At 69.8% G+C, this 20624-nt stretch carries 22 protein-coding genes; 4 read left to right on the forward strand and 18 right to left on the reverse strand.

The annotated features are described in order from the left end of the window. Positions 1-168: 168 nt before the first annotated feature. Positions 169-828: a hypothetical protein gene (locus AOK17_RS31550; protein WP_245697494.1), complete on the reverse strand. Its 660-nt coding sequence runs from the start codon at positions 826-828 to the stop codon at positions 169-171. A 280-nt stretch (positions 829-1108) separates the two neighbouring features. Here AOK17_RS31550 and AOK17_RS31555 point away from each other — a divergent pair, with 280 nt between their 5' ends. Next, complete coding sequence (locus tag AOK17_RS31555; RefSeq protein ID WP_055615988.1) at positions 1109-1927, forward strand: SigB/SigF/SigG family RNA polymerase sigma factor; 819 nt, start codon at positions 1109-1111, stop codon at positions 1925-1927. Between the two features lie 102 nt (positions 1928-2029). On the opposite strand, the gene AOK17_RS31560 is transcribed toward AOK17_RS31555, so the two are convergent. The 13 genes from AOK17_RS31560 to AOK17_RS31615 form a co-directional block, all read right to left on the reverse strand. Continuing rightward, the gene (locus AOK17_RS31560; RefSeq protein ID WP_055615989.1) at positions 2030-2746 is read right to left on the reverse strand and encodes a GAF and ANTAR domain-containing protein; all 717 of its coding nucleotides are present in this window, start codon (positions 2744-2746) and stop codon (positions 2030-2032) included. 78 nt (positions 2747-2824) lie between these two features. After that, positions 2825-3586 (reverse strand): ANTAR domain-containing protein, encoded by a 762-nt coding sequence (locus AOK17_RS31565; RefSeq protein ID WP_079053387.1) that lies wholly within the window; start codon positions 3584-3586, stop codon positions 2825-2827. Beyond that, a complete protein-coding gene (locus AOK17_RS49055; RefSeq protein WP_079053384.1) occupies positions 3583-3804 on the reverse strand; it encodes a hypothetical protein in 222 nt (73 codons plus the stop codon). Before AOK17_RS49055 ends, AOK17_RS31565 begins: the two co-directional genes overlap by 4 nt. A 213-nt stretch (positions 3805-4017) precedes the next feature. Then, positions 4018-4506, reverse strand: coding sequence for a DUF5994 family protein (locus tag AOK17_RS31570; protein WP_055615990.1), 489 nt, complete (start codon positions 4504-4506; stop codon positions 4018-4020). Between the two features lie 6 nt (positions 4507-4512). Continuing rightward, complete coding sequence (locus AOK17_RS31575; RefSeq protein WP_055615991.1) at positions 4513-4782, reverse strand: hypothetical protein; 270 nt, start codon at positions 4780-4782, stop codon at positions 4513-4515. Between the two features lie 5 nt (positions 4783-4787). After that, complete coding sequence (locus AOK17_RS31580) at positions 4788-5408, reverse strand: DUF5994 family protein (RefSeq protein WP_055615992.1); 621 nt, start codon at positions 5406-5408, stop codon at positions 4788-4790. Between the two features lie 167 nt (positions 5409-5575). Continuing rightward, positions 5576-6250 carry a 4-carboxy-4-hydroxy-2-oxoadipate aldolase/oxaloacetate decarboxylase gene (locus tag AOK17_RS31585; protein WP_055615993.1) on the reverse strand — a complete coding sequence of 225 codons (675 nt, stop codon included), beginning with the start codon at positions 6248-6250 and terminating at the stop codon, positions 5576-5578. Positions 6251-6288: 38 nt separating this feature from the next. Continuing rightward, on the reverse strand, positions 6289-7521 hold the full coding sequence (locus AOK17_RS31590) for an aspartate transaminase (RefSeq protein WP_055615994.1): 1233 nt from the start codon (positions 7519-7521) through the stop codon (positions 6289-6291). Position 7522: 1 nt separating this feature from the next. Next, positions 7523-8266: an SDR family oxidoreductase gene (locus AOK17_RS31595; protein ID WP_055615995.1), complete on the reverse strand. Its 744-nt coding sequence runs from the start codon at positions 8264-8266 to the stop codon at positions 7523-7525. 74 nt (positions 8267-8340) lie between these two features. Continuing rightward, on the reverse strand, positions 8341-9657 hold the full coding sequence (locus AOK17_RS31600; RefSeq protein WP_055615996.1) for an MFS transporter: 1317 nt from the start codon (positions 9655-9657) through the stop codon (positions 8341-8343). A gap of 24 nt (positions 9658-9681) precedes the next feature. Next, positions 9682-10686: a 5-oxoprolinase subunit C family protein gene (locus AOK17_RS31605; protein WP_055615997.1), complete on the reverse strand. Its 1005-nt coding sequence runs from the start codon at positions 10684-10686 to the stop codon at positions 9682-9684. Further along, positions 10679-11434, reverse strand: coding sequence for a 5-oxoprolinase subunit B family protein (locus tag AOK17_RS31610; RefSeq protein WP_055615998.1), 756 nt, complete (start codon positions 11432-11434; stop codon positions 10679-10681). Before AOK17_RS31610 ends, AOK17_RS31605 begins: the two co-directional genes overlap by 8 nt. A 1-nt stretch (position 11435) precedes the next feature. Continuing rightward, positions 11436-12218 carry a LamB/YcsF family protein gene (locus tag AOK17_RS31615; protein ID WP_055615999.1) on the reverse strand — a complete coding sequence of 261 codons (783 nt, stop codon included), beginning with the start codon at positions 12216-12218 and terminating at the stop codon, positions 11436-11438. 310 nt (positions 12219-12528) lie between these two features. Here AOK17_RS31615 and nac point away from each other — a divergent pair, with 310 nt between their 5' ends. The 3 genes from nac to AOK17_RS52645 all read left to right on the forward strand — a co-directional run bounded on the left by nac (position 12529) and on the right by AOK17_RS52645 (position 15522). Further along, a complete protein-coding gene (nac, locus tag AOK17_RS31620) occupies positions 12529-13497 on the forward strand; it encodes a nitrogen assimilation transcriptional regulator NAC (protein ID WP_079053385.1) in 969 nt (322 codons plus the stop codon). 140 nt (positions 13498-13637) lie between these two features. Next, positions 13638-14657, forward strand: a complete 1020-nt coding sequence (locus tag AOK17_RS31625; protein ID WP_055616000.1) for a 2-hydroxyacid dehydrogenase — start codon at positions 13638-13640, stop codon at positions 14655-14657. A gap of 559 nt (positions 14658-15216) precedes the next feature. Further along, positions 15217-15522 (forward strand): ATP-binding cassette domain-containing protein, encoded by a 306-nt coding sequence (locus tag AOK17_RS52645; RefSeq protein WP_063997321.1) that lies wholly within the window; start codon positions 15217-15219, stop codon positions 15520-15522. Positions 15523-15654: 132 nt separating this feature from the next. Here the strand turns inward: AOK17_RS52645 and AOK17_RS31635 are convergent, their stop codons facing one another. The 4 genes from AOK17_RS31635 to AOK17_RS31650 form a co-directional block, all read right to left on the reverse strand. Then, positions 15655-16533 (reverse strand): geranyl diphosphate 2-C-methyltransferase, encoded by an 879-nt coding sequence (locus AOK17_RS31635; RefSeq protein ID WP_055616002.1) that lies wholly within the window; start codon positions 16531-16533, stop codon positions 15655-15657. A 50-nt stretch (positions 16534-16583) separates the two neighbouring features. Beyond that, positions 16584-17636, reverse strand: a complete 1053-nt coding sequence (locus AOK17_RS31640; RefSeq protein WP_055616003.1) for a family 2 encapsulin nanocompartment cargo protein terpene cyclase — start codon at positions 17634-17636, stop codon at positions 16584-16586. Continuing rightward, the gene (locus tag AOK17_RS31645) at positions 17633-19060 is read right to left on the reverse strand and encodes a family 2B encapsulin nanocompartment shell protein (protein WP_055616004.1); all 1428 of its coding nucleotides are present in this window, start codon (positions 19058-19060) and stop codon (positions 17633-17635) included. Before AOK17_RS31645 ends, AOK17_RS31640 begins: the two co-directional genes overlap by 4 nt. Positions 19061-19532: 472 nt before the next feature. After that, the gene (locus tag AOK17_RS31650; RefSeq protein ID WP_206190867.1) at positions 19533-20549 is read right to left on the reverse strand and encodes a zinc-dependent alcohol dehydrogenase; all 1017 of its coding nucleotides are present in this window, start codon (positions 20547-20549) and stop codon (positions 19533-19535) included. Positions 20550-20624: the final 75 nt, after the last annotated feature.

Genomic DNA, 20624 nt, shown 5'->3' on the forward strand with positions numbered 1-20624 from the left:
CACCGGGAGCTGTGAACTCAACTCTCCGGTGCCTTCGTCCCGGCCGGCCGTCGGACGCCCCTGCTGAGTAGCCCTGCCGGCGAGTCCCAAACACCCCCACGATTCCTGTCCCGTTCGGTCACTCGGCCCGTTCGATTCCTGGCCCGCTCGGCTGTTCGGCCCGTGAGGCTACTCGGGCCGTTGGGTCCGGTCGTTGTGGGCGAGGCCGTCCGGATGCTCCGACGTGCGTTCTCCGAGGGGAAGAACCAGTACCTGCAAGGTAGTTGGGCCGGGAAGCCGGTGGATCTGGCCCGCCTCCTGCCAGCCCCAGGTCGTCAGGGCCGCGCAGGTCGATTGATCGGAGCGGTCCACCAATGTGACGCCGAGCGAGGCCTCGTGGTCACCGAGCAGTCGTTCCTGCAGCCGGCGGGCGAGCCCGTGGGCGTGCTGGTGGGGGTGGACGACGGTGTCGAGGATCGCGAAGACATGTCCGGACGCGGTGAGTTGCTCCAGGTTCTGCGGCAGCGGCCCGTGGAACCCCTCCCACCAGGAGCCGTCGCGCGGCACGGGGACTCCGAAGGCACAGCCGGTCAGGGACTGCGCCTCGGCCACCAGCATGTCGAATCCCGGCAGTTGTACGTCGTCAGCCAGGCGGCTCAGGAACTTCTGCCGGTCGCGGAACTCCTCACCGGGCGAGGCGGCGGACGACTCCACGTACAGATCCGCCAGGTCCTCCCGCAGGCCCTCGGCCTGCCAGCGGTTCAGTCGGCGCAGCCGCACGGTGTCCATGGTGGACGGCTCGGAAACTTCGGAGACTTGGGGGTCGTGTGGTTGCGGCGGGGTGCGCATGGGCGCCTCGGTTCCAGACACTGGGAGAGGTGTGGGGACAGGCATCGTTGCCAACTGGCAGTGCACCGCCGGGGTCTGGGACGTGTACTTCGCAGCATAGCCCCGAATCGGCCCCGGGCCGGGGCCCGTTGGGCGTTTGAAGGCGGGCTGCCCGGGAACTCGTCCGACGTGCTTCAGACCGGAGGCACGCCCGTGGGAGCGGCTGTCGCTGCTCCCCAGTGTGCTGCGGTCCGACGGCTCCCACGGTGAGCGATGCCACCGATCAGGGAGACACGTGCCCATGCCGAACGCACCCACGCAGAACCGGCCGCCCAGGCGTCTCTACGACGACGCCCCGGATACCGACGCCGCGTTCCGTCGCATCGCTGCTTTACCGAAGGGCCCGGAGCGCTCGGCACTGGAACAGGAAGTGGTGTGCGCCTGGGCGCCGATGGCCGTACGGCTGGCCCGGCGCTTCCGACATCGCGGCGAGTCCTTCGAGGACCTCAAGCAGGTCGCCCAACTGGGCCTCGTCAAGGCGGTGTCCCGCTTCGACCCGACCCTCGGCACCGCCTTCCCCAGCTTCGCCATACCGACGATCCTCGGAGAGGTGAAGCGGCACTTCCGCGACGACCTGTGGGTTGTGCATGTACCCCGGCGCGTACAGGAGCTTCGCAGCAGGGTCCGCTCCGCCGGCAACGAGTGGGCTTCGCTCAACGGCCGCGAACCCTCCGCCCTTGAGATCGCCGCGCACACCGGACTCACCGAGGCGGAGGTACGACTGGGCCAGGGAGCCCTGGAGGCGTACACGGCGCTGTCCATGGACGCCCTGCCCGGCCACTCCGCGGACGGCTACGCCCTGACCGACACCCTCGGCGGCATGGAGCCCGGCTTCGACCGGGTCGTCGACCGCGAGGCGCTCCGGCCGCTTCTGCAGGCACTGCCCGAACGGGAGCGGCAGATCCTCTACATGAGGTTCTTCTGCGAGATGACCCAGCAACGCATCGCCCTGCAACTCGGGCTCTCCCAGATGCATGTCTCCCGTCTGATCACCCGCATCTGCGCGGGCCTGCGCGATCAGGTGTGGGCCGAGGCCCACGATCTGAGGAGGGTGTCGTGACGACGTGCCGAGGGCGCGGTGACGCATGCGCGGGTGACGCGTGCACGGGGTGAGACATGCACAGGTGACATGGGGTGACTGCCGGGGTGCGGGCCCGGACGGTCAGGCGCCCAGACCGACGAGGGGTTCGGAGCCGTCGATGAACGCGCGGGCCACATCGACCAGGCGACGGTTGTGGGAGCGGGCGTAGCCGCGCAGCGCGGTGAAGGCCTGTTCCATGTCGATGTTCTGGCGCTCGGCGAGCTTCCCCTTGGCCTGCTCGATCAGCACCCGGCTGTTCAACGCCGTCTGGAGTTGTTCGTTGAGGACGGTGCTGCGGTGCGTGGTGCGCTGCTGCAGAAGGCTGATGGTGGCGACGTCGGCCAGGGCCTGCGCGATGAGTGTGGCGGCCGGGTCGAAGGGGCCCGGGGTGGCGCGGAACAGGTTCAGCGCGCCGACGACCTCGTCCCGCAGGCGCATGGGCAGGGCTTGCACGGCGCCGAACCCGCTGCGATGGGCCGCCGTGACGAAGCGCGGCCAGCGGTCGACCTCGCGGGTCAGGTCGGGGACGATCACCGGTGCGCCGGTGCGGAAGCACTCCAGGCAGGGGCCCTCGTCGTTCTGGAGCTGGAAGAGCTCCAGCAGGCGCACCTGTTCGTCGGAGGCGGCCATCACCCGCAGTTTGCCGTCCCGGTCGGCGAGCAGTACCCCGGCGGCGCCCGCGCCGAGCATGCCGACGCAGCGGTCGGTGAGCAGACGCAGGAAGTCGATGAGGTCGAAGTCGGCGACCAGGTTGTCGGCCAGCTCGACGAACGTCTTGGCCAGGAGCTGCTGATTCATCGTGACACCCTCGGTTGAGACTATTCCCGCCGGGGAGGGGCGGGAAGTGCAGCACGTTCGTCGGACGGCACCGATGCGTCAGGTTTCCTCGTCGGTCCGGTCGGGTTCCGCGTCGGGGGAGAGGCGGAGCCGGTGGGCCACCACGTCGGCGGCCACGTCGGCGAGCCGGAGCCCTTGCACATAGGCGTGGGCGCGGAGCCGGATGAACGCTTCCTCGATACCGACGCCGAGTTGGACGGTGAGGATGCCGCTGGCCTGGTCGATCTCCGCCCGGTACGTGCCCAGGTCCTCGAAGCCTCGCTCCGGCGCCGGCCCGCCACCCGTGGGGTCCGCCTCGACGATCTGCGTGTCGAGCAGGAGCAGTGTCGCGAGATCGGCGAACGCCAGCGCGTCGGCCAGCTGCTCGGCGTCGAGCACGGTCGGCACGTCGGCGTACAGGTCCAGAACTCCAGGGATGATCGCACCAATCTGCAAGGGGAGCGCGAAGACGGCGCGCGCTCCGGCTTCCAGAGCCGCGTCGGCGAACACGGCCCAGTGCTCCTGCAGTTCACCGGTGAGCAGATCGGGCGTCAAGACGGCGGAACCCCGTACGAAGGCGTCCACGCACGGTCCCTCGCCCAGCGTGAGCTGGAGCTCCTCCAGCTGTGCGCTGATGTCGTCCGTGCTGCACAGCGGATGGCTCGCCGCGGTCCGGGACATCGCCGACAGCCCGGCCCCGCCGACCGGCAGCGCGGCCACGGCCGCGGTGCACACGTCCACCACGCCGGCCCGGGCGCCGCGCCGGGCCGCCTGCTCGGCGACCAGCACCTGTATCCGGTCCGAGCGACTGCCGGGCCTCACGAGGGCCACCGCGTCCAGGCATCGGAGGCGAGACGCTTGAGAAAGCGCCGGCGGTCGGCCCGGTCGGCCCGGTCGGCCCGGTCGGCCCGGTCGGCCTGGTCGGCTCGGTTGGCCTGGTCGGCTCGGTTGGCCTGGTCGGCTCGGTTGGCCAGCCGGTGCGGCTCCCGGTGCGGCATCTCGCGGGAGGCAACGTACGGATCCGCCAGTTTCCCGCTCATGTCCTCCGCCTGGGACGAACACCCATGGTTCCCACATCCTCACGTCGAGGCTGTCTCCCGGACCCGAGTGGTCCGGGAGACACTCGGCACGGGAAGACCCCGGCCTGTTGTCCGTGGTGCGGCGGCCGGGGTCATGGGCTGCGGGTGGTGCCACTGGCTGAGCGCTGCCGCTCCTGCCGGAGCCGTCAGTCGTCAGTTGTCAGCCGTGCGTGGTCAGCCGGGAGAGCGGGACGGTACGACGGTCCGGGCGGCCGGGGTGACACCGGCGGCGGCGAGGACATGTTCGGCCGAGACGGCGTTGTCGTCCCGTACGGCCATGGCCATCGCGGTGTGGGCGGGGCCGGGGGCCGTCTGGGGAGGGACCACCAGGAACAGGAAGTGGTCCTGGGCGCCCCGGGTGACGATCATCGTGCTGTCCCCGACGGCGGACCAGTCGATGTGGACCGTGTGCCCGGCGACGACCAGATGGCCCGGGGTCTCGTCCCAGCCGCTCGTGTCGAGGCCGACGCGGGAGATCGTGCCGAGGCGGGCCGTCAAGGCGATGAGCAGGCCGGACAGCTGGCTTCCGATGTCGCGGGATCTTGGCCACCATGCGCCGTCGAACGTCCCCGTGCGCCTGGAGGTCGTCTCCAACCGCAGCACCGCGGTGCCCGGACGCACCGGCTCACTGCTGGTGTCCGCCAGGAGCTGGACGGGGTCCATGACGACTCACTTCCCTTGTGTGCGGGCCCAGGCCCAGGACCGGAGTCGCCCACGGCCTCCGCCGTCATGGCTCCGTCGATCACCCGCTCCGCTCGTCGCGGCGCGACCCGGAACCTGCTCAGGAGCTGATGGCGCCGGTCCCCGTACAGCCGGCAGCGAGCGGCTGAAGCGGAACGCCGCGATGCGCTCGTCGTGCTGGTTGTTGAGCCGATGGATCAGGAACGCGCCCAGAGCGACCATCGCCACGATCACCACTACGGTCACGAAGGTCTCCATGGCCGTCACACCTCCTTCGCCGGACGCGGCGTCGCAAGAGCGACCGCCGATGTGCCGATTACCGGAGCAACCACTGCCGGGATCCGGGGAGTTGAGGGCAGGCCACCGGCCTCATGGCCTCCTTCGGAGTCCCAGACCGCCTCCACGGCCCGGTCGGTCTCCGTCACTGTGCCGAGGTGCGCCGCCTCCGCCATCAGTTCGCTGGCGGTCGACGTACGTATCGGATCGCTCGCGGCGGCGAGCAGCCAGGCCGCCGCGACGGGATTCGTCTGCGGAGGGATCACCAGCAGGTCCCAGCGGCCCACGCGGTAGGAGAGCAGCAGCATCTGGTGCGGGTCCTGCTGGGCCATGAACGAGCCGACCTTCACCACATGGCCCGCGACGGGCACTTTGCGTGGGACGGTCGGCCAGTGTGCGGGATTCACCGTGACCCTGGTGATCCGCCCCCACAGAGAATCGAGTACGGCGGTCAGTGCGGGAAGTTCCGCCCCGAGGTCGCGGGAGCGGGGCCACCAGGCGCCGTCCAGCAGAGCCGGTGCGGAACCGGCGGGAGCCAGCGACATACGCAGAGCTGGAGGAGAAGGCCGGTCTTCGAGTGTCGGCGCGTACGAAACGGTCGCAGTCATGATGCGAACCCTGCTCCGGGCGGTCGGAACCGGCCCCGGGGTAGTCAATCGCCGAAAACGACACGAGCATGGAGGCCGGTGCGCGAAGTACTCTCGGTAACCCCAGCCTACTCCTCCGACAAGCCTCACGGACTGCTGTGCCCGGGCGCAGCGGCGGAGGCGGGCGGCTACGCGTCGATGACGAGCCCCTTCGCCTCAAGGACGGCGGCGAGGTTGCTGACCTCGATGACGCTCTTCCCGGAGCGGTAGGCCGCGATGTAGGCGTCCTCGGCCTCGACCCGTTCCTGGGACTTGCGCACGACGTCCGCCAGGTCGTCGCGCCGTACCACCACCACGCCGTCGGCGTCGGCGCGCACGACGTCGCCGGGATGGACGATCTCGCCGCCGATCAGCACCGGTTCGGCCATCGGCCCCACGGTCTCCTTGACGGTGCCCTTCATACAGACGCTGTACGAGAAGACCGGGAAGCCGAGTTCGCGGAGTTCCCGGGTGTCCCGGACGCCGGTGTCGGTGACCAGGCCGCCCAGGCCCTTGGCGACACACGCGTTGGCCAGTACGTCGCCGAAGGAGCCCGCCTCGGCGTACTCGCCGGCGGAGACCACGATGACGTCACCGGGCCGGGCGTGGGCGATGGCGACCTGCAACATGATGTTGTCGCGGGGAGCGCAGCGCACGGTGAACGCGGGGCCGCACAGCGACATCGCGGGGTCGACCGGCTTGATGGTCGAGTCGAGGGCACCCAGGCGGCCCTGCGCCTCGTGGATCGTGGCGGCGGAGTACTTGCTCAACTGCTCGACCAGGTCCGGGTCGGGCCGGTCGAACTTCGTGTTGACGCGGATCATGACGCTCCTTCGGGTCTTCAGGAGGGGCGGGCAGGAATTCAGGAGGGATCGGCCGGGGACAGGTCCGCGCAGGCGCGGCCGATGCGCTCGCAGGCCTCGGTGAGGACATCGGTGGAGGTCGCGAAGGAGATCCGGAAGTAGCCCGGTGATCCGTACGCGGCACCGTGGATGACCGCCACCTGCTGCGACTCCAGCAGATGGCGGGCGAAGTCCTCGTCCGAGCCGATCACTTCACCCGTCGGAGTCCGCTTGCCCAGTACGCCCGTGCAGTTCACGAAGGCGTAGAAGCCGCCGTTGGGCGGGGTGCACGACAGACCGGGGATGTCGTCGACCAGCTTCACGGTCACGTCGCGACGGCCGCGGTAGACGGCCACACACTCGCGTACGAAATCCTGGTCGCCGGTGAGGGCGGCGGCAGCCGCGGCCTGGCTGATGGACGACGGGCAGGACGAGATCTGCGACTGCAGGGTGTTGACGGCGGCCACCAGCGAGGCGGAGCCGGCGCCGTAGCCGATCCGCCAGCCGGTCATCGCGTACGACTTGGAGACACCGTTGGTGAGGAACACCCGGTCGGTCAGGCGAGGTTCGACAGCGGCGAGGCTGGGGACCCGGCCCGGCTCGAACCAGATCTCGTCGTAGATCTCGTCGGTCAGCACCTGGACGTGCGGGTGCGCGAGCAGCACATCGGCCAGGGCGCGGAGTTCGTCGACCGTGTACGCGGCTCCGGTGGGGTTGCCGGGGGCGTTGAGGATCACCCAGCGGGTCCGGTCGGTGATCGCCGACTCCAGCCGTTGCGGAGTCAGCTTGAAGCCCTCCTCCTCCGGGCAGGGCACGACGACCGGTGTGCCGTCGTTGGCGAGGACCATGTCGGGATACGACACCCAGTACGGAGCGGGGACGATCACCTCGTCGCCCGTGTCCAGCGTGGCCATCAGCGCGAGGAAGATGACCTGCTTCGCCCCTCCGCCGACAGCGATCCGGTCGGCGGAGTAGCGCAGTCCGTGCCGCTGCTCCAGCTTCTGGGCGATGGCGGCCCGCAGTTGGGGGGTGCCGTTGACCGGGGTGTACTTGGTGTCGCCCCGCCGGATCGCCTCGACGGCGGCTGCCTTCACATGCTCGGGGGTGTCGAAGTCGGGCTCGCCGACAGTCAGGTCGAGGATGGCGAGTCCCTGTGCCTTCAGTTCGCGGACGCGCTGGGCCGCCGCGGTGCTCGCCGAGGGCTTGATGCGCTGGACGCGCAGGGCGGTCGTGGAGCTCGTTGCCGTCGTCATGTCAGTCGGTCCGCCTCTCGAAGTTCAGGCCACCCGGCACCTGGAACGTCGGCAGGATCTCGACATGGCCGATGTTCACGTGGCGCGGCGAGCCGACGGCGAACTCGATGGCGTCCGCGATGTCCTCCGGCTTGAGCGACTCGTAGCCGTCGTAGAACTGCTTCTGGGCCTCCTCCATGTCGCCGAGGAGCCGGCCGAAGATCTCCGTCTCCACCCGGCCGGGGCAGATCTCGGTCACGCGGATCCGGCGGCCGTAGCCGTCGACGCGCAGCTGCCGGGAGAGGGTGTGCACGGCCGCCTTGGTGGCGTGGTAGACGGTGTTCCCGCCGAAGTTGTAGACGCCGGCGATCGAGCTGATGTTGACGATGTGCCCGAGGTCGCGCTCGACCATCCCGGGCATGATCAGGCGGACGAGGTGCAGTACGGCCTGGAGGTTGACCGCGATCTGCTCGTCCACGGCGAACTCGTCGGCGGAGAGGATGTTCCCGGTGCGGGAGACCCCGGCGTTGTTGACCAGGACGTCGACCTCGATGCCCCGCAGGGTCTCGGCGAGGGCGGCGGTGTCGGTGATGTCGACGGCGTGCGGGATGCAGCCCGTACGCCGGGCGAGGTCTTCGAGGCGTTCGGCGTTACGGGCGACGGCGTGGACTTCGAGCCCCTGCTTGGTCAGCCGCTCGACGACCACCGCTCCGATTCCGGTGGAGGCTCCTGTCACCAGGGCGGTGTTGTAGTCGGAAAAGGGCATGTGGATGCACTCCTAGAGATCCTGGAGAGAGGTGGGGGGTGAAAGAGAGTGGGGGGTGAGGGCGTTCCGCCGGGCTACGCGTCGCGCAGCGGCAGGTGGGCCCTGTCCTTGACCCGGGACACGGCGATGAGCGTGCCGATCGAGGTGACGACCGCGTAGAAGGCGGGCATGTTGACGTTGCCCGTCTTGTCGATGAGGTAGGTCATCAGCAGGGGAGCGGTACCGCCGAAGAGGGCGGCCGAGACGTTGTAGCCGAGCCCGTAGGCGGAGTAGCGCACGCGGGTGGGGAAGAGCTCGACGAGCATGACGTGGATGACGCCGGTGTGGCCGGCGAAGATGACCGCCATGATGCAGGCGCCCAGGATGGCGAGCGGGACGCTGCCGGTGCCGATGAGCAGGTAACAGGGAATGCCGGCGATGGCCATGGCGACGGCGGCGCCCGCGAGGACCTTCTTGCGGCCGATGCGGTCGGAGAGGCTGCCCATGTACGGGATGGCGATCGAGATGGCCACCAGGCTGGTCGCGGTGACGAGCAGACCCTGCACCTTGCTGAAGTCGAGCTCGGTGTTCATGAAGGTCGGCATGTAGCTGAACAGGACGTAGTAGCCGGAGCCGTTCATGAGCGGGATGAACAGGGCGAGCAGCATGGCCCGGCGGTGCTCGGGGGAGGAGAAGGCCTCCTTGAGCGGGTTCTTCGACAGGCCGCCGGTCTCCTTCAGGCGGGTGAAGTTGGGGGTGTCGCTGATCCGCTTGCGGATGTAGATGCCGGTGATGCCGAGCGGCACGGCGAGCAGGAACGGGATGCGCCAGCCCCACGACTCCATACGGTCCTGGCCGAGGCCGCTGGTCATGGCGGCGGCGATCAGGGTGCCGGTGAGCAGGGAGAGGAAGGAGGCGATCTGGGCGTAGCTCGTGTAGAGGCCGCGCTTGCCCTCGGGGGCGTGCTCGGCGAGGAAGCTCATCGCGCCGGAGGCCTCGCCGCCGACCGAGAAGCCCTGCGCGACACGCAGCAGGATCAGCAGCGCCGGGGCCGCGATGCCGATGCTCGCGTACGTCGGCAGGATGCCGATCGCCGCGGTCGCGACGCTGATCAGCATGATGACGAAGACGAGCATCCGCTGGCGGCCTATGCGGTCGCCGAGGTGGCCGCAGATGATCCCGCCGAGCGGGCGGAAAAAGAACGAGACGGCGTAGCCGAGGAAGACGAACTGGACGGCGGTCGCGTTGTCCGCGTTCGGGAAGAACACGACGGCCAGGGTGCCCGCCATGAAGCCGAAGATCCCGTTGTCGTAGAGCTCGGCGAAGATACCCACGCACCCGGCGAGGGTGACTTTTCGCGCGGTTTTCGGATCGACGGTGTTCGGCACCGGCTGAGCGGCCACGGTACTCATGACGTTCTCCTGTCTGCAGGCAGGTTACGGGGAGACGGGGACGGTGCGTGCGGGGCTCGAGGGGATGCGCAGGGCGTCGAAGACGGTGCGCACCCGGTTCTGGAGGGCGTGGACGGCGTTTCGCTGGGAGCGGTGGGCGGCCACCGCCTCGGCGACGGTCCGGCGCCGGAAACGGACGGTCTGGCCCGGTCCGACCTGGCCGAGCGAGGACAGGCCGGTCGCGGTCACGACGGCCAGTACCGGATAGCCGGCGGTGACGCCGCGGCCACGGTGCAGGACGAGCAGCTCGTCGCCCGCGGGGACCTCGACGGCGCCGACGGGGACGCCGCGCGAGAGCACCTCGCCGGTTGCCACGCGCCGGGGCACGTCACCGGCCATCCGCAGTCCGATGTGGTTGCTCTGCGGGCTCACGGTGAACTCCGACCGGAACAGCCGGTCCGCCGTGTCACCGAACTCGGCGAGGTCGGGGCCGTCGGTCACGTCGATCGTCCAGGGCGTCGGCAGGCGCGGCACCGGTGCCCGCAGCCGGAACAGCGGGATGCGGTACTCCGGGTGGTCCACGGGCGGGCAGTGCCGCTGAAGACCGAGCTCGTCCCCGTCCCGCAGCGAGCGGCCGAAGCCGAGGATCGTGTCGGGGGCGCAACTGCCTTGTAGGTAAGGGGTGTCGAACGAACCCAGCACGGCCAGGTAGACCCGGATGCCGCTCCGGATCCCGCTGATGCGGATCGTCTCGCCGGACCGCACGGAGAGGGGCTCCCACCGCGGTCGTACGACACCGTCGACGGTCAGGTCCGCGGGCGCGCCGGTCACCGCGACGAGTACGTCGGTCGACGGAGTGCAGCTGAAGTCAAGGGCGGTGATCTCCAGCAGCGGCGCGCCCTCGTCGTTGCCGCAGAGCACGTTGGCGACGCGGGCGGAGTGCTGGTCGAGCGCGCCGTTCACCGGCAGGCCGTAGCGGGAGCGCCCGAACCGGCCCAGATCCTGCACGGTCGCCATACCGGCCCGGAGGATGTTCAGGGTGTCAGCCATGCGACACCGCCAGGGAGCGGCCCGCGTGGTCGTCCCACTGCTCGGGTGTGATGGGTACGAAGCGGAAGGTGTCGCCGGGCCGGTACGCGGTCAGCGGGTCGGCGTCGAGGTCCTCCAGGACGCGCAGGGGCGTGCGGCCGAGCAGCGGCCAGCCGCCGGGCGACGGCATCGGGCAGATCACGGCCTGCCGCCCGGCCACCGCGACCGAGCCGGGCAGCACCCGGATGCGGGGCGAGGACAGCCGCGGTACGGGCCGGGGGAACGCCGGGCCGTCCATCATCGGGGCGCCGGCCGGTGCGCCGAGACAGCGGACGGTGAGGTCCGCGGCGGAGTGCAGCTCCACGACCTCCCGCTCGCTCAGCCCCAACTGGTCGGCGACGACGGGAAGATCGGGGCCGAACTCGCCGCCGTAGACCACCGGGACGACGAAACGCCGGGCCGCGGGCGGCGTCACCGGACCCTCGCCGAGCCGGTCCGCCTCGTGCCGCAGCACACGCCGTACCGTGTCGTGATCGGTGTCGGCGCAGTCGAACTCGACGAGCAGCGAGTCGTAGGTGGGCACGATGCCGTGCACCCCGGCCAGCCGCACCGCGTCGAAGGCGTCGGCGAGGGCGTGCACGGTCCGCCAGGCACGCTCGGCGTCCATGCCGACGGCCTTGGCCACGACGCCCGAATCACCGCAGTCCACGATCACGACGCTGCCGCGCGCGGTGTCGGCGCCGTCCACGACGCCCGTGCCGCTGTCCATGTCAGGCGGCCTTTCCGTCGAGTACGTCGGCCAGGGCCGTGATCTCGACGTCGGCGGCGAGCAGGTCCTGGCGCACGCGGTGGGCCAGGGAGATCGCGCCCGGGGTGTCTCCGTGCAGCAGCACGGTGTCGCAGTCGACGGGGATGTCACGCCCGTCGACGCTGCGTATGACGCCCTCGGTCACCATGCGGATCGTCCGCTCGGCGATCTCCTTCTCCTCGTGGATGACCGCGCCGGGCTCGCTCCGCGGCACCAGCGTGCCGTCGTCGCGATAGGCCCGGTCGGCGATCCCGACGATGCCCACCCGCAGACCGCGGGCGCGTGCGGCGTCGGCGAGCTCGCCGTCCTGGGCCAGCACGATCAGCGACGGGTCGAGGGAGGCGACCGCGTCCGCGACGGCCGCCGCGTAGTCGGGCCGGGTCGCGACCAGGTTGCCCAGCCGGCCGTGCGGCGCCACATGCCGAAGCCCGGTGCCGTTCGACACGGCGAACGCCTGGAGCGCCCCGACCTGGTAGAGCACGTCGGTGCGGACCTCGTCCGGTGTCACGTCCATCGCACGGCGGCCGAACCCGACGAGATCGGGAAAGCTGGGGTGGGCGCCCACGGCCACGCCGCGCCGCACGCAGTGGCGGACGGTGGAGTCCATGATCCGTGGATCGCCCGCGTGGAATCCGCAGGCGATGTTGGCCGATGTCAGCACATCGAGGAGGGCCTCGTCGTCGCCCATCGTGTAGGCGCCGAACCCCTCGCCGAGGTCGGCCACGAGATCAACCCTGTGCGTCATGACATCCTCCGGACAGAAGAAGAAAACGGCGGCGCCGCATTGCCGATCCGGCGCTCTCCGGGCAGCGTCTGTACGCTGCCTGAAAAGAGGGATTAACGGGGCCGTTACATTTCCTGCGAGATATGCGAGCCGTTCGCTCGAGCGACCTGGAAATCGCGTTTCGGTGAACGTAGTCCGAACGAGAGGAGGCGGCAAATACCCGTTGTGCGTGACGTAATCACCGTTGGGTATGACGTCGAGCACACGCGCCAAGGGTCGTCCGGCGGCCCCGCGCCTACCATGAGGCTCCGCCCCCGCTGGAAGGCCGCACATGGACACCAGGCGTCTCTACTCGTTCGTAAAGATCGTGGATGCCGGGAGCATCACGCGCGCGGCGGACATCCTGCACATCGCGCAGCCCGCACTCAGCCAGCAGCTGTCGGCGCTGGAGGCCCAGTTCAAGCAGCAGCTGTTGATCCGCAGCAAACGAGGGGTTGCCCCGACGGAAGCGGGCCGCGCGCTGTACCGGCACGCGCAGCTCATCCTGCGCCAGATCGACCTCGCCCACGCGGCGGTCGACATCTCCGGACGGGCGCCCGCGGGCAGCGTCTCGGTGGGCCTCGCCCCCTACAGCATGGGCGCGGCCCTCGCGCTGCCCCTGCTCAGGAGCGTGCGCGAGCGCTACCCCGACATCCTGCTGCACATCAACGAGAACTTCGGCGGGGTGATCAGCGAGGCGATCATGACCGGCCGGATGGACATGGCGTTCATCTACGGGGCCGGGCCGCTGCGGGGCGTGCAGTTCGAGCCGCTGCGCACCGAGGACCTGTTCCTGATCGCCGCGCCGGGCGGGGCGGTGCCCTCCGGAGACGGCGACGTCTCCCTCGAAGAGCTGGCCGGCGTCCCGCTGCTGCTTCCCAGCCGCATCCACACCATCAGACAGGTCGTCGACGCCGCGTTCCAGCACGCCTCCCTCGAACCGAGGGTGGTCGGCGAGATCGAGTCGGTCCTGACCCTGATCAGCGCGGTGGGCGCGGACGTCGGGGCGACGGTCCTGCCCTGGTCCGCGGCGCGCGCCACCCTCGACGTACAGAATCTGGTGGTACGCCGGATCGTCAATCCGGCGATCACGGTGAAACTGTCGCTGTGCACCTCCGACCATCAGCCGCTCTCGGAACCCGCGCACGCCGTGCACGACCTCTTCCATGAATTGATCACGGAATTCGGTGAGGATGTCGCCTTCGGAGACGCGGAGATGGAGTCTTCGGCGTCGTCGGATTCTTCGGGGGTGTCGAAGTAATGCATCCCGATTTTCTATGACGTCACGCAAATTGGCTATTTGTTGCTCTGGTATGTGCTGACTAGCGTCTTCACGAATCGAATCGAGTCAAATCGATGTCACTGATTTCGTGAAACGCGGATCAAGTACGGGAGAAACAGATGAAGCAGCGTGTGCTCACCACCCGGGCCGCCCTCCCCGGCGGGGGAATCGCCCGCCTGGCGTCCCACGCGGAGGTCGTGGCGTGGCCGGGGACGAGCAAGCCCGAGCCAAGGGATCTGGCGGAACTGGCGAAGGGCGCGAGCGCCGTCCTGGCCCTGGGCAACGACCGGGTGGACGCCGCCCTGCTGGACGCGGCCGGACCCACGTTGCATGTCGTCGCGCTGGCGAGCATGGGCTACGACGCGGTCGACCGGGAGGCGGCGGCCGAACGCGGCGTCGTGGTCACCCACACCCCCGGAGTTCTCGCCGAGACCACCGCCGACCTCACGTTCGCGCTCATCCTCATGGCCCGCAGGCGCCTCGGCGCCGCCCGCGACTCGCTCGTCGCCGGCCAGTGGGGTCTGTTCCGGATGGACGACTACCTGGGCCTGGACGTGCACGGCGCCACGCTCGGCCTGATCGGCTACGGCCAGATCGGACGAGCCGTGGCGCGCCGCTCCCAGGGCTTCGGGATGCGGGTCATCCACCACGACCCTTACGCGCCCGACGACGCCCTCTCCACATCGGTGGACCTGCCCACGCTGCTCGCCGAGGCCGACGTGGTCTCGCTGCACGTCCCGCTCACCCCGCAGACGCGGCACCTCATCGGCGCCGCCGAACTGGCCGCCATGAAGCCCACCGCCACCCTCGTCAGCACCTCGCGCGGTGGTGTCGTGGACGAGGACGCCCTGCTGCGGGCCCTGCGCGACGGCGTCATCCACTCGGCGGGTCTGGACGTCTTCGAGCGCGAACCCATGGGCCAGGAACTCTCCCCGCTGGTCGCCGAGCCCCACGCGGTCACGCTTCCGCACATCGGCTCCGCGACCGAGGCCACGCGGGCCGCGATGGTGGACCTCGCCGTGGACAACATCCAGGACGTACTCGCCGGAGGCCCGGCACGCACACCGATCCCGGGCGGCGCGGCCACCCCGGGACACGACAGGGCCCCGCGCCCGGTGGGCGGGCGCGGGGCCAGGTGACGCGGGCGGGCCGCAGCCGCGGCCCGCGGGTGGGTCGGAGCGCGGCGGCTGCGCTGTGCAGGTTCTTGGCCGCCAGCGCGAGTCCCTCGGTCTGGGAGTAGGCCGCGTCCTCGTGCTCGATGTTCACGGCCATGTCCGGGTCGATCTCCGCGAGGGCACGCAGGAACTCGGTCCAGTAGGGGACGTCGTTGCCGTTGCCGACGGCGACGAACTTCCACGCCGGGTTCTTGGGCCAGGCGTTGCACCAGAAGCCGTAGCCGGTGGGCACCTTGTCGGGCGCGTCGGCGGGCACGCGCGTGAACGACGTGTCCAGTACGCCACGGATGTCGGCGCCGGCGCAGAGCGTGGCGTCCTTCGCGGCGGCGTGGAACACCAGCGGGCCCAGCCACTTGATGGAGGCGACGATGTCCATGCCCTGCCACATCAGGTGGGAGGGGTCCATCTCCGCGCCGACGTTCGTCAGGCCGCCCGCGTCGACGAGGCGCTTGAGGGTGACGGGGGAGAACACCACCAGCACACCGCGCGACTGGTCAGCGCCGGTGTCCTCAAGGAGGGCGAGGTGACAGGGCTCGGCGCGCTGGGCCTGCTCAGCTCACGTGACGCCAACAAGGCCGTGGCCGAGCTGTCCATGGGACAGCAGCGCCGACTCGACCTCGCCCTGGCCCTCGCCGCCCGCCCACACGTCCTGCTGCTGGACGAGCCCACCAACCACCTGTCCATCGCCCTGGTCGACGAACTCACCCAGGCTCTCCACACCACCGAAGCGGCCATCGTCCTCGCCACCCACGACCGCCAGATGCAACGCGACATCCACACCTGGCCGCACCTGTCGCTGACCCTCCCCGTTGAGGCTGTTCGCGTGTAGGAGCGGCCGACGGAGTACGGGAACCTGACAGCCCAGTTGCCCTGACACAGGCAACGGCACGGCGCAGACCGGTCCTGGTGACCGGTCTGCGCCGACTCCTCGGTGGTACGTCGGTGGTACCTCGGGGGTACGTCAGACGCGGTCGGCCGCGATCAGCAGGTACTGGAAGCTGCCGTTCTTGTACGCGGTCAGGAACGTGTCCTCGATGCCCGTGACCAGGTGGTCGGCCTGCTTGCGGAGTTCCCAGTAGGGGAGGGCGTCGGCGGTCAGGTCCTGTACGTGGACGGGCACCAGCCGGTTCCGGGCCATCGCGCGGAAGTACTCCGACCGTGGGTGGATGTCGCAGATGTAGTGGGCGTTGATCAGGGACACCTCGCGGGAGGCCCGCCCGTACGCGTCGTTGTAGCAGCCGGTGATCGTCACATAGCGTCCACCGCGGCGCAGCAGCCGGGCGTGCTCGGCGAACAGCAGGTCCAGTTCCACGTACATGGTGGACTCGTTGTTCCAGGACGCCGCGTACGCGCCCGACGGGAAGCCGGTGTCCAGCATGTTCCGGTGGTGATAGGCGACCTTGTCGTCGATGCCCCGCTTACGGGCCTGCGCGTTGGCGAACTCGGCCTGCTTGGCGGAGATGGTGACTCCGTCGGCGTGGCAGTCGTACCGCAGGTTCGCCACGACACTGCCGCCGCCGCGTCCGCAGCCGGCGTCGAAGACACGGTCGTCGGGGGAGAGAGGGCCGAGGTGGCTGGAGAGGAGAACGGCCTGTTCCTGCTCCAGACGGTGCAGTTCGGCGGTGAGCCGCTCCCGGTGCAGGTCGGGGTCGGTCTCGTCGAGCACGGACCGGTCGGCGGCGCCGATGCCGTAATGATGGTGGTACAGGTCGTCGATCCTGCCGAGTTCGAGGTTGACCGGGTTCTCCTCGGCGTTCCAGTAGTCCGCGACGCGGGTCTGGTACGTGGACTGGGTCGGCACCGGGGCTGTCGTGATGGAGGCGTGGGGGGCGGTGGTCAACGGTGACTCCTCATGCTGGTGCGTGTGACGATGTGTCAGTTCAGTGCGCTTCACCAGTAGTTGGGCAAGTGGTAGCGGTGGGTGTTGGTGGCGTGCCACTCGTGGTTGCCGGCCACCCAGTCGGACAGTCCCTGTGCGTAGCGCTCGACCAGGGGGGAGGTGGCGGACAGGAGCGCCGACTCCTCCTCGAACGCCGCCATGACCTTGTTGTGGATCTCGACCGCCTTGAGATAGGCGGCCTTCAGACCGCGCTTCTCGTTCGCGGCGATGACCTGGGGCAGATTCAGATGTGTCGGATCGCTGGCCAGCTCCTTGGTGAAGGAGTACAGGTCGTTGACGATCGTGGTGGCGTTGCACGCGAGGGCGGTGATCCGCTGGATCTCGGGTCGCGCGTACACGGCTTCGGGCAGTTCGTAGCCGTCCACGGCGTCGACGATCGACAGACAGGGCCGGAAGTTGTTGAACTGCCGCATCACCAGGTACTCCCACACCTTCGGCACGTACCGGATCTCCGACCAGGCGGCCTCGCCCAGGTAGCCCAGATGCAGCCGGGCGATGTCGTGCACGAACCTGTCGGTCTGACTGGGAGTGGCGAGGACGGCGTAGTCCCGCAGCGCGAAGTGGTACGAGCGCAGCGGCCCGTCGGCCCGTACGCCGCGGCGCCACTCCTCCTCCAGCTCGGGAGTGCCGTGGTAGGGATCGAGTGCCGCCTGCGCCATGATCAGCCGGCCGCCCAGCCCGCGTGGTGAGCCGCCCTTGCCCTCGTCCTCCTCGCAGTAGAGGTTGTCGACGAGGTTCTCGGCGAGGAGCAACTTGCCTGCCGAGGTGAGGCGTTCGAGGTCGGCCGCGCAGGGATGCTGGAGGACGACGGCCCGGCCGAACTGGAAGCCCGAGAAGTCCCCCTTCCACGCCGCCGGGAACAGATCCAGCCCGTGCGCCCACTCCTCCAGTCTGCGGTCGACCTCGGCGGCCTTGGCCGGGTCGGCGGGGGCGACGGGCCGGTACCGCAGCCCGGGGATCGCCCCGCCCCGCCGGGGCGGGCGGGCGAGGCTCGGCGGACCGGGCAGCCGCGACGGCGAACCGGAAGCCGGCGGTGTGCTCATTCCGCGGTCCGCCCGACCTGGACGTTCTCCAGGATCCCCGCGGCATCGGGCACGAGGATGGCCATCGAGTAGTAGGCGGTGACGAGGTAGCTCATGATCGCGGTGGTGTCGATGCCCATGAACCGCACGTTCAGACCGGGCTCGAACTCCTCGGGAATGCCGGTCTGGTGGAGACCGACGACGCCCTGGTCCTTCTCTCCGGTGCGCAGCGCGATGATGCTGCTGGTGTGCTGCGGACTGATCGGGATCTTGCCGCACGGAAAGAACGGAACACCCCGCCAGGAGGGCACCTCATGGCCCTCGACGTTCACCGTGCCGGGCACCAGGCCCCGCCGGTTGCACTGCCGGAAGAAGGCGGCGATCGCCTTCGGATGGGCCAGGAACAGCCGGGTCTTGCGGCGCATCGACAGCAGCTCGTCGAGGTCGTCGGGTGTGGGGGCACCGGAGTACGTGCTGACGCGCTGGCTGTAGTCCACGTTGTGCAGCAGACCGAACTCGCGGTTGTTGACGAGCTCCCACTCCTGGCGCTCGCGGATCTCCTCGACGGTCAGGCGCAGTTGCTGCTCGGTCTGGTCCATCGGGTGGTTGTAGAGGTCGGCGACCCTGGTGTGGACGCGCAGCACGGTCTGGGTCAGGGACAGTTCGTACTCGCGAGGCACGAGGTCGTAGTCGACGAAGCCGCCGGCGAGGACCGGCTCGCCCACATGACCCGCCTGTACGGGGACATCGGCCTCGCCCTTGCGGTTCATGGGTTTGCTCTGCTGCTCCGCGAACGCGGCCAGCTGGGCGGCGAGGGACGGGGTACGGTCCACGAACTGCCTCAGGGAGTCCCAGTTGAGGGCCAGGACCACGCCCGCGGTCTCGGCCCGCACCGAGTTGAGCCACAGGGGGTCGGCCTGGCCGATCGCCTCGTCCCCCATTCCGTCGCCGTCCGTGATGACGCCGGTGACCTCCTCCTCGCCGTACTTTCCGATGGTGTAGCGGGTGAACCGGCCGTGGACGACCAGGTAGGCCTCCGTGACGGGCTGCCCGGCGTCGAAGATGATCTGGCCGGCGCGCACCTCCCGCACCCGGAACCGGGAGGAGATCTCCTTGAGGGCCGCGGTGTCGGAGTAGCCGCGCAGGGCGGGCAGTTCGGTCAGCGTCTCGGGGATGACCTTGATGTCGTCCGCGCCGTTCTGCTCGAACTGCACCCGGCCCCGGCCGACGCGGAGTTGGAGTCGCCGGTTCACCCGGTAGGTGCCGCCCTTGATGTCCACCCACGGCAGCATCTTGAGCAGCCACCGTGAGGTGATGGCCTGCATCTGTGGTTCGGACTTGGTGGTGGTGGCGAGCTGACGCGCCGCCTGGGTGCCGAGGCTGGTGAAGCGTTGTTCGTCGGTGGGCCCGGCGGCGCTTTCGGGCGAGCTTTCCGGGGCAGACACATTTCCTCCCAAGGCATGAGCGGACGTGAGGGGACGCGCACGAACATGGCTGAACAGGGTGGTGTCGGGGGCATCGGGACTCGGGAAGGGTGCGGGCGGCTCGGACCTGACGCGCTGTCAGGGAGGCCGGGTGGGGGAACGCCCGGTCGGCACCCTCGTGTTGGTCCGGGCAACTTGGCAGCACGCGCTGCATGTCAAAGCCAAACAGCCCCGGCCGCCACTCGGGAACCGCGCGAAAGGGGCGTGTTCACGCCCCGACGACGCCACCCCACGGTCCGAAGCAGCCCCTCGACGAGCGCGCACCCCCACGCCGGTCGAGTGCTCCCTCCCACCGGCGCGGAGGGCGCACACATGCCTCGAAGCCTCTACGGACGCTCCGCGCCACCGTGGTCCGTGATCGTGACTGTGTCCGTGTCCGTGTCCGTGTCCGTGTCCGTGCCCGATTCCGCGTTCACCGCGGACCGGCTTCTGCTCAGGTCGGTCGGGGATCTACGTGGATCTTGGGACCGGGCCCGGCATGGGTCGGTCGGACGCCGGCCAGGACGTCACCGACCTTATCCAGGCCGACGGTCGCGGCGACGAGGGGGCCGGGGTCGACGGATCCCTCGGCGTAGGCGCGGATGGTGGCGTCGAGGCCGGGGGAGGCGGACAGGATGCCGACCGCCGTGACGTCCTTGAGGGCGAGGGTGCGGGTGTCGATCCGGCTCGGTTCACCGGACAGTCCCACGTACACGACGCGGCCGGCCGGCTCGACCGACTCCAGGGCCAAGCCGGGCAGATGGACGGCGTTGGAGGCGTCGATCACCGCGTCGAACGGCAGGTCCGGGACGGAGTTCTCCGTCCAAATGTGTGCGAAGCCCAGCGTGCGGGCGAAGGAGAGCGACTCTTCGGTGCGGCCCATCAGATGCACCTCCGCACCGGCGGCGCGGGCGAACATCGCGACCAGCAGCCCTATGGTCCCCGGACCGAGCACCAACGCCCGGTCACCGGGCCGCAGTTCGGCGGCCTGTGCGGCGCGCAGGGCGTTGCCGCCCGGCTCCACCAGCGCGCCGAGTACGGGACCGACGGAGTCGGGCAGAGCATGCAACGAGGAGGCAGGTACCGCGAGTTGCTCCGCCAGAGCGCCCGGCCGCTGTCCGCGTATGCCGACCTCCTGCCGCTGCTCGCACACGTGCTGATGACCCCGACGGCAACGCCGGCAGTGGCCGCAGCCCAGCATGGTGTCACCCATGACCCGCCTGCCGATCCAGGCGGGATCGACGCCGTCGCCGACCGCGGCCACGCGACCGGCCCACTCGTGGCCGATCCGCGTCGGGTAGGTGGAGTGGCCCTGGTGGAGGTAGGCCATCGCGCCGGTGAAGAACTCCACGTCGGTGCCGCACACACCGACCCGCTCGACATCGACGACGACCTCGCCGGGAACGGCCACCGGCACCGGAACCTCCTGGACCGCACACTTCCCGGGCCCGGTCAGTACGAAGGCACGCATGAGGGACACGAGGTCAGTCTCCAATGGTGGGGCGGTGAGGCATAGGAGGGGGAGATGGTGGATGACCGGGCCCGG

Source organism: Streptomyces phaeochromogenes (assembly GCF_001418655.1).
Classification (GTDB): domain Bacteria; phylum Actinomycetota; class Actinomycetes; order Streptomycetales; family Streptomycetaceae; genus Streptomyces; species Streptomyces phaeochromogenes.